Source organism: Algoriphagus boritolerans DSM 17298 = JCM 18970 (genome assembly GCF_900108085.1).
Lineage (GTDB): Bacteria > Bacteroidota > Bacteroidia > Cytophagales > Cyclobacteriaceae > Algoriphagus > Algoriphagus boritolerans.
Genome location: NZ_FNVR01000023.1, coordinates 15,928 through 29,998 on the forward strand (window position 1 = coordinate 15,928; position 14,071 = coordinate 29,998).

The 14,071-nt window shown below is 42.2% G+C and carries 11 protein-coding genes; 2 read left to right on the forward strand and 9 right to left on the reverse strand.

Going from position 1 to position 14,071, the window contains the following annotated elements:
• Positions 1-9: 9 nt before the first annotated feature.
• From thrS to C4S61_RS16385, 3 genes are all read right to left on the reverse strand, one after another.
• Positions 10-1,959, reverse strand: coding sequence for a threonine--tRNA ligase (thrS, locus tag C4S61_RS16375; RefSeq protein WP_103925883.1), 1,950 nt, complete (start codon positions 1,957-1,959; stop codon positions 10-12).
• Positions 1,960-2,676: 717 nt separating this feature from the next.
• Entirely contained in the window at positions 2,677-3,237 is a 561-nt protein-coding gene (locus C4S61_RS16380; protein ID WP_200820601.1) for a hypothetical protein, read from the reverse strand.
• 166 nt (positions 3,238-3,403) lie between these two features.
• On the reverse strand, positions 3,404-5,881 hold the full coding sequence (locus C4S61_RS16385) for a DUF5686 and carboxypeptidase-like regulatory domain-containing protein (protein WP_103925915.1): 2,478 nt from the start codon (positions 5,879-5,881) through the stop codon (positions 3,404-3,406).
• Between the two features lie 168 nt (positions 5,882-6,049).
• Between C4S61_RS16385 and lhgO the strand changes: the two genes are divergently transcribed.
• Entirely contained in the window at positions 6,050-7,252 is a 1,203-nt protein-coding gene (gene lhgO / locus C4S61_RS16390; RefSeq protein ID WP_103925884.1) for an L-2-hydroxyglutarate oxidase, read from the forward strand.
• A 501-nt stretch (positions 7,253-7,753) separates the two neighbouring features.
• On the opposite strand, the gene C4S61_RS16400 is transcribed toward lhgO, so the two are convergent.
• From C4S61_RS16400 to C4S61_RS16415, 4 genes are all read right to left on the reverse strand, one after another.
• Positions 7,754-8,101 (reverse strand): hypothetical protein, encoded by a 348-nt coding sequence (locus C4S61_RS16400; RefSeq protein ID WP_103925885.1) that lies wholly within the window; start codon positions 8,099-8,101, stop codon positions 7,754-7,756.
• A complete protein-coding gene (locus C4S61_RS16405; protein WP_103925886.1) occupies positions 8,094-9,311 on the reverse strand; it encodes a BaiN/RdsA family NAD(P)/FAD-dependent oxidoreductase in 1,218 nt (405 codons plus the stop codon). Before C4S61_RS16405 ends, C4S61_RS16400 begins: the two co-directional genes overlap by 8 nt.
• A gap of 34 nt (positions 9,312-9,345) precedes the next feature.
• On the reverse strand, positions 9,346-10,881 hold the full coding sequence (locus C4S61_RS16410; protein WP_103925887.1) for a helicase HerA-like domain-containing protein: 1,536 nt from the start codon (positions 10,879-10,881) through the stop codon (positions 9,346-9,348).
• A gap of 80 nt (positions 10,882-10,961) precedes the next feature.
• Positions 10,962-11,369 (reverse strand): DUF4332 domain-containing protein, encoded by a 408-nt coding sequence (locus tag C4S61_RS16415; RefSeq protein WP_103925888.1) that lies wholly within the window; start codon positions 11,367-11,369, stop codon positions 10,962-10,964.
• Positions 11,370-11,584: 215 nt separating this feature from the next.
• Between C4S61_RS16415 and C4S61_RS16420 the strand changes: the two genes are divergently transcribed.
• Positions 11,585-12,301 (forward strand): molecular chaperone DnaJ, encoded by a 717-nt coding sequence (locus C4S61_RS16420; RefSeq protein ID WP_235010053.1) that lies wholly within the window; start codon positions 11,585-11,587, stop codon positions 12,299-12,301.
• A gap of 28 nt (positions 12,302-12,329) precedes the next feature.
• On the opposite strand, the gene C4S61_RS16425 is transcribed toward C4S61_RS16420, so the two are convergent.
• Both C4S61_RS16425 and C4S61_RS16430 read right to left on the reverse strand, forming a co-directional pair.
• On the reverse strand, positions 12,330-12,932 hold the full coding sequence (locus tag C4S61_RS16425) for a tetratricopeptide repeat protein (RefSeq protein ID WP_103925889.1): 603 nt from the start codon (positions 12,930-12,932) through the stop codon (positions 12,330-12,332).
• 143 nt (positions 12,933-13,075) lie between these two features.
• Positions 13,076-13,891 (reverse strand): 2,3,4,5-tetrahydropyridine-2,6-dicarboxylate N-succinyltransferase, encoded by an 816-nt coding sequence (locus tag C4S61_RS16430; protein ID WP_103925890.1) that lies wholly within the window; start codon positions 13,889-13,891, stop codon positions 13,076-13,078.
• Positions 13,892-14,071: the final 180 nt, after the last annotated feature.

Genomic DNA, 14,071 nt, shown 5'->3' on the forward strand with positions numbered 1-14,071 from the left:
ATTACCCAATTACTGCTTATTCAGCGATTCTGAAATAATCTCCTTAAAATATGAGATAAACTCTGTCGGAGTGAAGCTTCCCAAGTCTCCCTGACCATGCTTTCGGACAGAAACTTTGCCTTCTTCTTGCTCCTTTTCCCCTACTATCAGCATGAAAGGCACTTTTTTCACCTCTGAATCGCGGATCTTACGACCGATCTTCTCATCCCTGTTATCTATGCTTCCTGTAATATCGGCTTCATCCAATAAGCTTTTAAGCTCTTCGGCATACCCAATATATTTTTCGGAGATCGGAAGAATATTGATCTGCTCCGGAGAAAGCCACAGCGGAAAATCACCCGCACAGTGCTCAATCAAGACCGCAACAAAGCGCTCCAATGAACCAAAAGGAGCCCTGTGGATCATCACCGGTCTGTGCTTTTGATTATCCGAACCAATATATTCCAACTGGAATCGATCCGGCAATTGGTAATCCACCTGGATGGTTCCCAGCTGCCACTTTCTGCCCAAGGCATCTTTGACCATAAAGTCCAGCTTTGGTCCATAGAATGCCGCTTCGCCTAATTCAGTTACAGTTTCCAGCCCTTTCTCAGCTGACGCTTCAATAATCGCTGATTCTGCTTTTTCCCAAGCCTCATCCGAACCGATGTATTTTTCCTTTTTCTCCGGATCTCTTAAGGAAATCTGAGCTGTGTAATCCTCAAAACCTAAGGCTTTGAAGACATAAAGCACCAAATCAATCACTTTGATAAACTCTTCCTTTACCTGATCCGGGCGGCAGAAAATGTGCGCATCATCCTGAGTAAAACCTCTCACTCGGGTCAAGCCGTGCAATTCACCACTTTGCTCGTAACGGTAAACCGTTCCAAACTCAGCATATCGAATCGGTAAATCCTTGTAAGATCGTGGCTTATGCTTGTAGATTTCACAATGGTGAGGGCAGTTCATCGGCTTCAGCAAGAAGGTTTCACCTTCATGAGGCGTAGTGATTGGCTGAAATGAATCCTTCCCGTATTTCTCGTAGTGACCTGAAGTCTCATACAATGCTTTGCTACCGATATGAGGTGTCGTCACCTGCTGATAGCCTGACTTATCCTGCGCTTTTTTCATAAAGCTGATGAGTCGCTCGCGCAAAAGTGTTCCTTTTGGAAGCCACAGCGGCAAGCCCATTCCCACTTTTTCAGAAAACGTAAAAAGCTCCAATTCACGACCGATCTTACGGTGATCACGTTTTTTCGCTTCCTCCAGCAAAGTCAAGTATTCCTGAAGTTGTTTGGCTTTCGGGAAAGTGACGCCATAGATACGGGTTAACATTTTGCGCTTTTCATCCCCTCTCCAATACGCTCCGGCAATATTAGTCAGCTTGACAGCTTTGATAAAACCTGTATTTGGAATGTGCGGTCCACGGCAGAGATCTGTGAAGTTTCCCTGCTCGTAAAAAGTAATGGAACCGTCTTCTAATCCTTCCAAAAGATCAAGCTTATATTCATCGCCTTTCTCCTTGAAAAATGCGATTGCGTCAGCTTTTCCTACTTCTTTGCGAATAAAATCGGCTTTTTCGCGGGCAAGTTCGATCATTTTCTGCTCGATCTTCTCCAGCTCCTCCCCTTCCAGCTTGTGATCACCGAAGTCGACATCGTAGTAGAAACCGGTTTCAATAGGCGGGCCGATTCCGAACTTAATGCCAGGATATAGCGCTTCCAAGGCTTCTGCCATTAAGTGAGCCGAAGAGTGCCAGAAGGTGTTTTTGCCTTCTCCGTCATTCCAGGTAAGCAATTGAAGGATAGCGTCTTCTTGGATTGCTCGAGTGGCATCCCAAACCTGACCGTTGACTTTGGCAGCAAGAACATTTCGTGCTAGACCCTCGCTGATACTTGCAGCAATCTGTAGTCCGGAAGTCCCTTTTTCATACTCCTTCACGGAGCCATCCGGAAGGGTAATTTTAATAAGTTGTGACATGTATCGTGTTTTTTCTGCCCATACAAACAGGCAAATGGTTTAAGCTGCAAATATGCACAACCGGCCCGCAAAGGAAAAATTTAGGGGAAGAGAATATGGAAATGATATTCGATTTCTACTCCTATAGCTAAAAAGGATTGGGATTAATCTAATCTTATATGTGTATACGGATGACTGCACGTAGACTATTCCTAACAACATTTGAGGATCAATTTAGGCAACTCCCCCTTTTTTAAATGGGGCAGGGGGATTTTCTGAATCTCGAAAACGGTCAATATTCAGTAACCAACAGATATGACGATACACATAAAATGATAATTTTTTTTCATGATCATCCGCAATGACACCACTAGGCAAATTTAATTAGGAAATCTGAAGTCCAATGTTTGATAGCCTAAGATCCGAAGGATCGTTACAATTCATAACCCCCGGTGTAGCCGGGGGCAAAGTCAAAATAAAAGGAAAGAAGCCCTGAAAGGGTGACGCGTTGAAGTTTCACCCTTTCAGGGCTCAAAGGAAGGAAATTTTCAATGGCTGCCCTGCACTTCGTACAGGGTCATGAATGGTTTGGCTCCTTCGGAGCTACTTAAGAAGGCTATTTGAGATTTTGTAAAAATTCCAACTTCATAAATCTTATTCTGCTTTCACTGTAGTGCTGGTGCAATTGCGGATATACATGTTTTTTTTCCTAATGGAATCAAAAAGATTCAACCCAACTCAAAAACTCTTTCCAAAACTTATTCCTGCCCAATAAGGATCAAAACCCCATCCACCTTTTCCGCCAGTTGGAAAATTGATAACTGGAGTATATCCCACGCGGAAAAAAAATCCTCCTTCTGGCTTTTGAAATCTATAGCCAATTCTTACAGGTATGGCCGCATCAAAAACCACTTTATCGATATTCTCAAATGTTTCCGAATTAAAAGCCAAACTTCTGGTTAAGTAAGAAGTGATTCCCATTCCCAATTCCAGATGATGGTTTGACTTGCCGAAAAGGGCTGATACCTCTATAGGAATACTTGGGAGCCAAATTGTCTTTGAGTCAAACTTCTTAGGCCACATAGAAAAACCTGCACTCGCACTTAGCTTTAGTTTCCCTTTTTGATGAAAAATCTTGCTGTAGTTGACTGCATATCTGCCAGAACTTCCGCCGACTTCAATATAAACAGCATTTTTTGCGGTGAAGGTTTCGGGTTCGGTCTGAGCAAAAGTGAATTGAGATAATGTCAGGAAAACTAGAAAAAATCCGATGAGCACTGGTTTGGAAGAGAATTTCATGTTAAAATGGGTTTTAATTAATTCTGGTCTCTTTTGTCCTAAGCAATTGATATCCTGAAATATATCCTAAGTCAGATAAACTTTTTAGACGCTTAATTTCCCTTTAAATTAAAGTTTTTTTTTAACACAAATACTTAGTCGAAAGAAATTGAATTTTATTCCAAAATCACAAAATAAACTGCGCACTAACCTTTACATGAAACGGTTTAGCTCCCGGGTTATCCAAATAAGTCATCCTGTGGAAAAAGTCAACTCGGAAAAACTTGAAGATATTTTCAACTCCATAGCCCAATTCCAGGAAAGGCGTCCCAAAATCCAAGCGACCAAAGGAATTCAATGGATTTCCCACCGGATCTACTGTCGGAATATTAGCAAGATTCCGATCCGACACGGACCCCCAAAGTGCATTTACATTCCCTACAAGTCTCCACTTTAATTTCTGAATCAAGGGAATCGAATTGAGCAAAAATCCCTCAAAGGACTGTCTGTACCGAATGCTGAAATATCGATCAGAAGTGAATTCGGTGAAGTTCATCGTGTTAAATGCCGCCGTGGTGTAAAACAAGGTCTCATTTCCCAAGTGATTTTTCAGAATTGGGTAAGGAACTTCTCCAAAAATTTTCCCCGCATCCAATTCATATCTTCCCACTCCAAACAGCCCCAAATTAATCCTGTGGTAGACATACAAACTGAGCTTTTGATAATCCAAATCTCCCCCCAGCAAATCCATTCCTCTTGCGTAGTTTACTTCAAAAATCGGCCATTTCACCGAACCTAAAGACGCCCTCTCATTATCGTTAATTATGATGATTTCATCCCTTCCGTATCGGATTCCTGCCCGGATTTCAGTGGTGGCAAAATTGGATTTGTACTCTCTTGTATCTTTATCCAAAAAGTAAAAATCAAAGAGCGGATCAAATTGACTAAGATTCAATCCACCTTTCATCAAGAATCCTTTAAAAAATTCCCGCTGAATGTTCAATCCATGATTGGAGCTGAAATAAGGACTCCTCAAAGTACCGAATCTACTGGCGGCCAAGAAGATACTGTTACCTTGAAGATTTGACATCTCCAATCCCACCTGATCAATTTCTCGGGAGGAATAGGCCTGAATTGTCGTCCAACGTGCACGATCCAGAATCCGAGTCACTGAAGCTGAATACTTCCATTCCTCATCCTGAAAACCATAGGCTCCATAAGCTTTCAACTCCCATTTTTTAGAGAACTTGTAATTGGTTCGCAAACCCATTCCCAGCCTCACTCCTTCCACATTATTGTAATTGAAGAATTCAGGCCAGGGACCAAAATCAAGTTTGCCTATCTGCTTATATCCTGTGGCAAAAAACTTTAATCCTTCGGAATAAAATTTGATGATTGGGATATTTTTCAAGGTATCCACCATCTGGAGCACAGCCAGTTCTTCTACACTTAAAGGATCAGGTCGATATTTCTCCCAAAAGTCTGACTCAACTATGCCGTAATCGGGTTTTAATTCCACAGCCTGATTGAAAAACTTCGTTTCCATCGGGTCGTTGACCAAGATGCTGTCCGTCACGGTATAAAACTTTGCCAAAAGTCCTGGGGTGTTGTCACTCACTTGTGCGATTTTGATCAGCACGCGCGTTTTGGAAGGAATCAAGGGACCGGCTGGCGTAGGAATCAATTCCTGTTGGATTTTGATTCGATCCACAAAGTTGAGGTTAGCCTCTTTGGGAATCGTCAAATCGACCTGTTTGAGCGAATAGTCAGCCTTTTTGATCCAAATGAATCCTGTGAAGGCCAAATCCTGCTCTCTTCGAGGATAAACTTGGAGCTTGTAAGTAGTGTCCTGACCTATCAAAACTGAATCCAGCAGATCATAGTCGTAGTATGTCTTCCAACCGTCAGAAATCGGAGAAATAAAATCCTTGTTCAGAATCGGGAGCCAGTTTTTGTAAAAATTGTATTCCTGAAAGACCGAACCTGTAATCTGGGAAGTGGTCGATCCATCAGTGATTCCAACTCCGGTTACTTTCGATTTTTCAATGACTTCCTTCTTCAGTTCAGGATTATTTCGGTAATAGAATTTGGAAAAAGTCTCGGAAAAAAACACCGGAAGTATTTTTTCGCCTTCATCGTCAGTCAATTGCTTGATGCTGTCAAGTACCGAAGTTACTTTCTGAACTGACCTTCGCTGACGAAAATCCTCCGAGAGGTTATCGATGTCGATTTCTATTTTGGTGTAGTTTTTTGTTTCGTATGCTTCAAGGCTTCTTTTGTCAAAGTTTTTTCGGCGGTCAGAGGCCCTTCGGATAATTTCAAATGCAGGGTTTTCCCCTGCTTCAAATACAAAAGCTTCCAACTCGAAGGATTCCGGTCGCAACTGAAAGTTAACCGTTTGATCTGGGTCTTTCCTCAAAGCTTTCGTTTGCCTGATATACCCCAGATAACTGACTGTAATACTGTCAGAAATTGCGCTGGGGCTTAAAAAGTAATTTCCTTCAAAATCAGTGGTAATTCCAGTCGTGGTACCTTTTAAGATCACATTCGCAAAAGGAATTGGATCACCTGTTTCTGCATCTGTTACTTTTCCTTTGATGGTAAATTGGGCCCAGACTGAAGTAGAAAAAAGGAAAAAACCTGTAAAAAGAAGGTATCGAAGCATTGAAGGAATTTTCACAAGAAGGATAAAACTGTCGCAAGTTAAATTCATTCCGATTACTGTTGGTTCGTTTGAAGTGCTAATTTTTAAAAAATCAGGATTTATTCTGAAGTCAAGACGCTCCAGGAATCTCATTTCGTCCTGTATATTTGAACCCAAAATGGTTTTGAAATGACATACGACGTAGTGATAGTAGGTGGTGGCATTGTAGGTTTGGCCACTGGTTTGAAAATCCAAAAAGCACGTCCAGACTTGAAAATCGCCATCTTGGAGAAAGAAGATCAGCTGGCAAAACACCAAACCGCCAATAACTCAGGCGTGATACATTCAGGGCTTTACTACAAGCCAGGCTCGCTCAAAGCCACCAATTGCATCAACGGATATCATGAACTGATTCAATTTTGCACCGAGGAGAAAATCCCGTTTGAAATCACCGGAAAAGTAGTCGTGGCTACGAAGGAGGAACAGAAACCTTTGCTAAAAACGCTTTTTGACCGAGGCCTTCAAAATGGGCTTGTAGGGACCCGATATATCAGTTTGGAAGAGCTAAAGGAATACGAGCCGCACTGTGCCGGTGTCGCTGCGATCCATGTTCCCCAGACAGGAATTGTTGATTATTTTCAGGTGGCTTTGGCTTATGGACGGAAAATCATTCAAGCCGGAGGGGCGATTTTTTTAAATCATAAAGTATTGGAAATTAGTCATAAAGATAGTATCAACTACATCGAAACTGCAAATAAAACCTTTGAGTCCAAACTGGTCATTAATTGCGCCGGGCTGTATTCTGACAAAGTAGCTGAGATGAACGATTCCTCTTTCAATGATGTGAAAATCATTCCTTTCAGAGGAGAATATTTTAAGCTGAAAAAAGAAAAGGAATATTTGGTCAAAAACCTGATCTACCCGGTACCGGATCCGAATTTCCCATTTCTTGGAGTCCATTTTACCCGAATGATGAAAGGTGGCGTGGAAGCCGGACCAAATGCCGTTTTGGCTTTCAGAAGAGAGGGCTATAAAAAAAGTCAGATCAACTTAGGCGAACTAGCGGAAACCTTGGCATGGCCCGGTTTTCAAAAAGTGGCAGCCAAGTATTGGAAAACAGGCTTAGGAGAACTGTATCGCTCCTTTTCCAAAGCTGCATTTACCAAGGCTCTCCAAGAATTGATTCCGGAAATACAGGAAAACGATCTGGTCGAAGGCGGTGCCGGAGTCCGTGCACAGGCTTGCGATCGAACGGGCGGTTTGTTGGATGATTTTGCGATCAGAGAATCTGACTATTCGATTAATGTCCTAAATGCTCCCTCGCCTGCTGCGACGAGTTCGCTTTCCATCGGGGGTACTGTGGCTGAAATGGCAATAAAAAGATTTTTATAAAATAGATTCTTTTTCAATTTCAAGGTGACAGCACTTGCGGGTAAATTGCAAAGAGTGGAATAGACGGCTGCTTTCTTAATTTCCGTTGGCAGGTCAATTCCTTTTTCTCCCAGGTATTTGATTGTTTGCTTACCGCCCATACTTATTCCTGATAGGTAGATTCATATGATTATAATTTGATTTTTATTGGTCAGATAGCCTGTCCCGATTTTTCTTCGGGAGAATCTCGCATGAATTATAATCATCCCAGTGTGTGTAGACTTCTTCCAGTACTTTCCGGAACTAGCTTGGGACTATTGTTTCCAAATGCCCATTAAACAAATCGCTCGGTTGACTTCCGTAGGTGCTTGTAAGTATAGGCATTGGATAAGTAGGTAAACTTCATCAGAAGTTTATTTTGTGGTAATCACACTTAGGAAACGGAGTCTTTATTTTGTTAAGCAAAGTATACCATAGGGTTTAAAATCAGAAATAGGAGCTGCGAGTGTACGCTCCTTTTTTTTAATTTTTCAGTCGATTGACTTCTGCGATTGCAATGACCACTTTTTTTGAAAAATCCTGATAATGAGCGAATGCTGCCTCTCCAAATCCTTGAGATTCGATTATGGTTTTCCCTTCGTTCAGGCATTCGGTCAAATCATTAAACTCAAACATGGACAGGGTTGGCTTGAGTTTGTGCCGGATTTGTTGGATTTTGACTTCGTCTTTTTCTTCTATTCCTTCCCGGTATTTAGACTGCAATTCTACCAGTCCATTGTAAATGGCCAACGTTAATTCTTTTCTGAACTCTTCGTCGCCGTCGGCCATTTCCAGAATTCGCAGATTCAATTCAGGGTAAAAATTACTCATGTATGTGTTGATAAGTAGACTTACCGGCAAGAAATCCAGTCGACCAAGCTGCCTGGAAATTAAAGCCTCCAGTTATACCATCACTATTCAAGACTTCTCCGGCAAAGTATAGGTTTGGGTGAAATAAACTTTGCATGGTTTCCGGATCTACCTCTTCCAAAAGAATGCCACCGGCGGTGACAAATTCCTCTTTGAAAGTGGTTTTCCCGTTGACCTCCAAAATATAGCAAAAAAGGCTTTGAACCAGTCTATTCAATTGTTTTTTTGGCAAATTTCCATAAAGTTGATTTTTTTCTACCTCTGATTTGAAGCAAAAATGCTCCCAGAGCCTGGATGGCATATCGAACAGGGCGTGAGAATAAACCTTTCGACTGGGGTGGGCTTTTCCATAATTATTGAGTTGCGAGAAGTAGTCCTGTTCTCCAAGATTCCCATTCCAGTTGATGATCGCACGGGATTGATACTGGTGCTCATGTAGCCATTCCGCACCAAAGGCAGATAATTTTAATACTGCAGGTCCGCTGACTCCCCAATGGGTAATCAATACCGGACCTCGATAATTGAGTTTCGTTCCTTCTATTTTGACGTGACCATCACTGACAGCTACCCCCATCAATTCCCGTATCGGCTCTTTGGGAGTATTGAAAGTAAACAATGAAGGAATAGGATCTTTTATATTGTGCTTTAGTGATTTAAGAAAATTATAACCTTCAGATTTTGGGTGGCCACCTGTAGCTACCACCACTGCATCGGCACGGTAAACGCCCTTATCTGTAATTAATTCATAGCCTACTTTGGTCGGATTCAGTTCTTTGATTCCTGTGGAAGTCTGAATTCTGATTTGAAGTTTTTCAGCCTCTGAAAGTAAAACCTCTATGATGGATTGGGAGGAATCCGATACCGGAAAAACACGACCGTCCGATTCTACTTTCAATTGAACTCCTCTAGACTCAAACCACTCAAACGTATCGTTAATTGAAAAATAGCGGAAAACCCGTTTGAGGAACTTTTCGCCGCGTGGATAATTCTTTACCAATTTGGAAATCTCCATGGGTCGATGGGTGACATTGCATCTGCCTCCGCCGGAGACTTTTACTTTGGAAAGAAGCTTGGGGCTTTTTTCAAAAATTGTAACTTCTCTACCATTTCCACTGGCATGAATCGCTGCAAAAAAACCTGCCGCTCCACCTCCTATTACAGCGATTTTCAAAGGATATAAATAATTTAATATCAGAAACTTACTATTACCTTCTTTTACCCATAAATGAACCCAAAATCCCTCTGGCTAATTCACGAAAAAGAGTTCTTCCGACTTGACGGACCATGGTGTTTTTACTCAGCTCCTCGATAAATGATTCATCCTGTTTTGTTCGGGATGCCGTTCTCTGAGCAGGTCCGGGAAGCGGCACATGTTCTTGTTCTTTTTGAACGAGTTCCATCTTTTTTTCGAGAATTTCAAAAGCACTGTCATGATCCAATTCCTGATTGTATTTTGAAGCAAGCTGGGAGTTTGCAACCAATTCCTTGATTTCTGATTCTTCAAGAATGTCCATTCTGGTAATGGGAGCCCGAATCAAAGTATGTGCAAGTGGTGTAGGAATTCCTTTTTCATTCAATGCAGTAACCAAAGCTTCCCCTATTCCCATTGCTGTTAACACATCGGAAGTTTTATAAAAGGGTGAATCGGGATAGTTTTCTGCTGTTTTGGTAATGGCTTTCCGGTCTTTGGCAGTGAAAGCACGAAGGGCATGCTGAACTTTGAGACCCAGCTGCCCCAAAACACTGTCAGGAACATCAGTTGGAGTTTGAGTGCAGAAAAATACGCCCACTCCTTTGGATCGGATAAGCTTGATGATGGCCTCAATCTTATCCAGGAGATCTTTGGAGGCATTGGAAAATACCAAATGCGCCTCATCGATAAAAAGACACAATTTGGGTTGATCTGAGTCACCTTGTTCCGGAAATGTTTCGTAAATCTCAGAAAGCAAACTCAGCATAAAAGTGGAAAAGAGCTTGGGTTTACTTTGAATATCTGTCAGTCTGATGATAGAGATTACGCCCTTCCCTTCCTTTGTCCGGGCCAAATCCTCCACTTCAAACGACCGTTCCCCAAAAAAGCGATCTGCTCCTTGCTGCTCCAATTCGATGATCTTACGCATAATCGTGTTCACAGAGGCCGGGGAAACCTGTCCAAACTCTTTGGTAATGGCTTCTTTGCCTTCGTTTGAAACGAATTGGAGGACACGCTTAAAATCCTTCAAATCCAATAAGGGCAAATGATGCAAATCACAATACCTGAATACCAAGGCCACGACGCCTCGCTGTGTATCATTTAGCTCAAGAATCTGCGAAATCAAAACCGGTCCAAATTCGGAAACTGTCGCTCTGAGCCGAACTCCCTTTTCATTGGAAATGGTCATCAGCTCAACGGGTAGACCCTGTGGAGTGTATTCTACACCGATGGTGGCGGAGCGTTTCAGAATAAAATCATTTGCTTCTCCCGGCATGGCGAGTCCCGAAAGATCCCCTTTTAAGTCCATAAGCACAGAGGGTACACCTTTTAATGAAAGTTGTTCAGCAATGACCTGAAGGGTTTTGGTCTTACCGGTACCTGTAGCACCTGCTATCAAACCATGCCGATTCATGGTTTTCAATGGAATTTTAACAGGGCAATTGGAAACTGCTTCGCCATCTAAAATACCTGTACCTAGGATTAAGAAATCCTTTTTGAAAATCTGACCTTCAGTCAGCAGGGTCTTGAATTGGTCAATCTTGCTCATGGGAAAAGTTTTGAAAATCCAAACTACAAAAAAACCTTGAGCTGCCTCAAGGTTTAAGTGATGTTTTGGACTGGTATTTATTAATGTGTCACTACAGGATCCAAAGACTTCGCCTGAGAAATAAAATCCTCAATTTTGGATAGTGGCGGAACCACTTTGGTTAGTCCTTTTTCTTCCTGGGTTTTAGTCAATGCGGCGTGTAGATTTTCAGGATTTCTGGTTCTCAATTCCTTCACAGTATCCACTCCGGTAGCTTTTAGAAGTTCCGCAAATTGGCTTCCAATGCCATTGATTCGGAAAAGGTCTGCCATATTTACCCAATCCAAAATTTTTCCTTCATCAATACCAGATGCTTCAGCTATTGCTTTTCTACCTGCTTTTGAAGCGCCTTTTTCTAAAAGGCCTTCTACTGTGGTGACTCCTGCATCAGCAAGTTTTCCCTTGAAAACTTCACCGATTCCTTCGATCATTGAGATGGTTTTTCCCATATTTTTCCAGTTTAAGTTGAGTTAAGGTTAATTGTTTCAATAAAAGATAAGGCAACTTCTCGGGATTGAAAAAAGTTAATCTTTTCAGGCTAAAATAAAAACAAAAATTTCCTGATAAAATGTAAAATTGTTTTTCTGATAGCACCGCTTACAATTTTTAACTTTGGGTTATTGAAATCTGTGCTTTTCTTGCACTCAACTAGATTAAAATACAATTGAAATTCTCTCTTACTATAGTTCGAATTATTCTCTTCACCCTAGTGTCTCTGTCCTCCTGGGATACATTGGCTCAGTCCGGACCCAATCTAGGTCAGACCGACCGATGGATGAAGGGAGCATTGGCAGCCATTGAGCGGAAAGATTACCAAACTGCCAATTCAATATTCAGAAATTTGATTGATTCGGGTCTACCCCTTCCGGATGAAATGCCATACTATTTTTCAGAGACGCTATTCGAGCTGGGGCAATATGATAACAGCTCAAATTTTTTAAACAAATATCTGGAATTGACCGGATTCAAAGGTGAAAATTATCAGGGAGCCCGAGAGCTTCAGGAAAAGCTGAAATCCTACCTGGCTGAGATTCAGTCTTGTCAACTATGCGACCGAAGAGGTTATCGTTTTGCTGCGTGTTTTACGTGTGATGGATCCAAACAAATTGAACAGGACTGCAATTATTGCAAATCCAAAGGCATTGTAGGATGCAGCAGATGTGCGGCATCGGGGATGATCAAAAAAGCCAATGTGTTCAATATTGTAGAATTCTTCGAATGTGAGCGCTGCTCCGGAAGAGGCCGCTTAACTTGCCCTGAGTGTGAAGGTTCGGGGAAAGAAGTGAGCGACTGCAAGACCTGTGCCGGCTCAGGGAAAATCTCCTCAGATCAAATTTGTGATCATAAAGCCCACGAACACGTAGGGGTCGTTGAAAAATAGAAAATCCCGCCTGAGACGGAATTCATTTTCATCTGCAATACTTATCAAAAGATTCGGGAGCGCCGGGATATTCTAAAACCACAGCTAGCCTGAAATCTTCGCAGGCTTGTTTTTTTCGATCCAAAGCAACTTTCAGCAAGCCTCTGTTTAGATAAGCTTGACCGAATTCTTTATCGATTTGAATCGCATTTCCGTAAGCTTTCAGTGCATCTTCCGGCAATCCTAATTGATGAAGTGCCCTTCCTTTCAAGAAAGATGCCATGGCAGGAGCACCGGCAATCTCTTCTGCTTTGGTAGCATAAAGTAAGGCACTGGCATAGTTTTTCTCTTCCAATTGAACTGCTGCTAAGCTTAAAAGTATCTGGAAGTTATTTGGGTCATAAGCCAAGGCAGACTCAAAGTCTATTTTTGCTTTGTTTAGGTCTCCCATTTCCTGAAAAGCTCTCCCCCTGTTATAAAGCAGTGTGACATCGGTGGGTTTTAGATTCAGATTCTCGGTGTAAGTCTGAACGGCGCGTTCGTATTCAGCACGCTCAAAATAAACATCCGCAGGATCTTTTTTTGTTTCAGAACAGGCCCAAATCGTCCCGGCAAAAACCGAGACGATCAGAACTTTGGGTAATAACTTCATGTGTTTTAATTAAATTTTCAGCGGCCTAATAGCCTGTCCAAAGCCTATGCCACTGGCAGTTTTGATGCGGAACAGTTTCGAGTGGTTGATCATCACACCAGTCTGTGAACCTCTTGACCCTACTCGATTTTATATTTGCTGGCTTAGACGGCTACGTTGTTTTCTCTTAACGCGTCGTTGAGTGAGGTTTTTAGATCGGTAGAAGCTTTTCGTTGACCGATGATCAACGCACACGGAACCTGGTAAGTCCCTGCCGGAAAGTTTTTGGCCAAAGAACCTGGTATTACAACCGATCGAGGCGGAACATATCCTTTGTATTCTACTGGTTCTGAACCGGTCACATCGATGATTTTTGAGCTTGCGGTTAAGGTAACACCAGCTCCGATTACAGCTTCTTTGCCAATTCTGACGCCTTCTACTATGATGGCTCTCGAACCGATAAATGCACCCTCTTCGATGATCACCGGGGCAGCCTGAACAGGCTCCAAAACTCCTCCAATACCCACTCCACCACTCAAATGAACATTTTTTCCGATCTGAGCACAAGATCCGACCGTAGCCCAGGTATCAACCATCGTGCCACTGTCCACATACGCGCCGATGTTAACATAACTTGGCATCATCACTACTCCGGATGCCAAATATGCCCCATATCTCGCCACCGCATGAGGAACTACACGAACACCCTGCTTGGCATAGTTAGTTTTAAGTGCCATTTTATCATGGAATTCAAACGGTCCTACTTCGATGGTTTGCATCTTCTGAATCGGGAAATAAAGGATCACCGCCTTTTTCACCCAGTCATTTACCTTCCAGTTGCCATCAGCTGTTGGCTCTGCTACGCGAAGCTGACCTGTGTCCAAATCAGCAATGATTGTTTTTATGGCAATTTCAGTTTCTTTTTCTTTTAGTAATTCCCGGTTTTCCCAGGCAGCTTCGATGATAGTCTTGAGTTCCATTATTTTAATTAGTTTCGTTTATGCGTCAGTTTTCGACCAAAATGGTACCTGTTTTTATTGCTTCTACCTTGAAGCCATTACTCGATGTACGAGCTTTTGAAAAGCTTGCCCTTTCGCTTGGCGAAACAAATACATACAGCTTATTTATCATAGGTTTTTCTCGGAAAAGGCTGCCTTCAA